We start from the raw sequence: 1,954 nt of genomic DNA on the forward strand, positions 1-1,954 counted from the left end.
GTTTTTAGCGTTGGAATTGTGCGTTGGCAAAAACCGAAAGTGCTAAAATATGCGGCTGGTCAGTATGAAACACAACGTGTTTGTGTATGGTTAGTTGCGTGGTTAAGCAACTAAGTTAATAAACATTTACGAACCTGTGAACATTCCGAAGGAATATTCGCAAGTAAGCTCAATAAAGCAATTAAATATACACGGTGTTGTAGCCAGTTTTTTAATAATTCAGTCGTTCAATTCCGTATTTTTTTAATGTGTCATTCGCCTGTTCTAAAGTCAATTCCGAAATAATTTTTCCAGCACTTCTAAGTCCTTTGCCTTTTCCTTTCTTAACTGGTGGTTCAGTTTCTCTTAAAGTACAAGTCCATAAATTGTCAGATTTCGAGTATTTAATAACGACTTGATAGAATTTATCTCCGATTTTTTTTAGGTTATATCTGTCAATTTCTCTTTCAAATTCAGCTCTTGGCGTTGCGACTACTGTTTTCTCAGAATGTAATGGTAAAATTGTGTCAGGATTTTCCCAAACTTGAATTTTATAATTTATGGGATGAGTATTATTCCAGTTATTAAGAAGAATAGGTAAATTCATTTTCTTTCTTTCAGTATTATACGCTTGAGTAAAGTCGGTTCCAGCTTGTTCAAAACTCAAATCTCTCTCTTTATTCCAATTATAAAAGATGTAGCTAAAAAGTAAAACGATTATTATGTAATTCAGTATTTTCTTATAATTGATTTTCATTTCTCAAATTGGCTACAACGGTCTTGGCTATGATTTCGTTGCGGAAAAATCCGCAGGATTCTTTCCGCCGTAGCCGAAAGATAGCAAATAAGCGTTGAATTCCGATAAGGAATTCAACCGCAATGAATTATAGCCGTTGTTAGGTGCAGTTTATTTTCATTTCCTTAAGTTCAATTCCAGTTATTGATTCCGAAATCAGACTTTTTTCAGATGCCTTATGTAAAACAAGAACGTATTGGTCACTATCTGTGTCTATAATGCTTATATCAAAATCCGACTTATTTAATACTTTTTTATAATTGCAAAACACGTTGTCATAAGAAACAGATGCTCTTTCTGGATATTTATCAGTACTTGGAAGTTCAACTTTTTGATTAAAGTTTTTTTCAAATGCTAAATTCAAAATCCAGTTTAAATCTGCTATTCCAGCTTTCCAGTCCAAAACCAGAAAGAGAAAAATCTTTTTTTGGTTTAAAAACTCATTTACGAAATTCAGAGTTGTTCCATATTTCCAATGTCCATTATAATCCTTTAGAGTTTTTACGAAAGATTGGAATTCAGATAACTGTTCTTCATTCAGACAAGCTTGAGCTAAATTCAAGTAACTTTCCTTAACTTTTTTAGAAATAGATTTTGGTTTCGGTTTGGTTCGGTTTAGAAATTCGGTTCGGGATTCCACTCTTACCAAACTCAACTTGTTGTCAAGTTCAACAATTGAGTCAGGATATTCTTTCCAGATTTTAGGTATTTGCGAAATATAGTTTTTTAGAATCTGCTTTTTTCGTTTTCGCCCAAAAAGTCCAACACTTTTTACTTTTTTAAATTCGTTGAAAAGGATGTTTTCATCCCATTTTCTGCTTGTTCCAACAACCAAACCTTTATCATAAGATTTGCCTGATGTCATTCCAATAAATTTTGGTTTATTTTCGGCAATATTGGGAAGTAAAAATTCAGAAATACAATCTTTACCGTGGATGTCTTTATTTGTATGGATAAATGTTCTGACGATGTTCATTTGGGTCGGTTAAAATTGCACCTAACGTGTTTGTGTATGATTAGTTGCGTGGTTCAGCAACTAATTTAGCAAACTTTTACGAACCCGTGAAAATTCCGCAGGAATTTTCGCAAGCAGGCAACAACCAAGCAATTAATTATACACGGTGTTAGCATACGTTTTTATATAATTATTCCAATTCCTAAATTCAAAGTTGTCGGTTC

General features: G+C 33.0%; 2 protein-coding genes. Both read right to left on the reverse strand.

Annotated features, from left to right (window positions below; translation table 11 throughout):
* Positions 1-211: 211 nt before the first annotated feature.
* Positions 212-736, reverse strand: coding sequence for a hypothetical protein (locus HM986_RS17490; protein ID WP_218841468.1), 525 nt, complete (start codon positions 734-736; stop codon positions 212-214).
* A gap of 139 nt (positions 737-875) precedes the next feature.
* Positions 876-1,751, reverse strand: coding sequence for a DUF6630 family protein (locus HM986_RS17495; protein ID WP_179336334.1), 876 nt, complete (start codon positions 1,749-1,751; stop codon positions 876-878).
* Between the last annotated feature and the right edge of the window lie 203 nt (positions 1,752-1,954).

The organism is Winogradskyella costae (assembly GCF_013403865.1).
Classification (GTDB): Bacteria; Bacteroidota; Bacteroidia; order Flavobacteriales; family Flavobacteriaceae; genus Winogradskyella; species Winogradskyella costae.

Excerpts from the sequence above, each read along its gene's own strand:
- HM986_RS17490 (WP_218841468.1), bottom strand. The coding sequence starts at position 736 with ATGAAAATCAATTATAAGAAAATACTGAATTACATAATAATCGTTTTA.
- HM986_RS17495 (WP_179336334.1), bottom strand. The coding sequence starts at position 1,751 with ATGAACATCGTCAGAACATTTATCCATACAAATAAAGACATCCACGGT.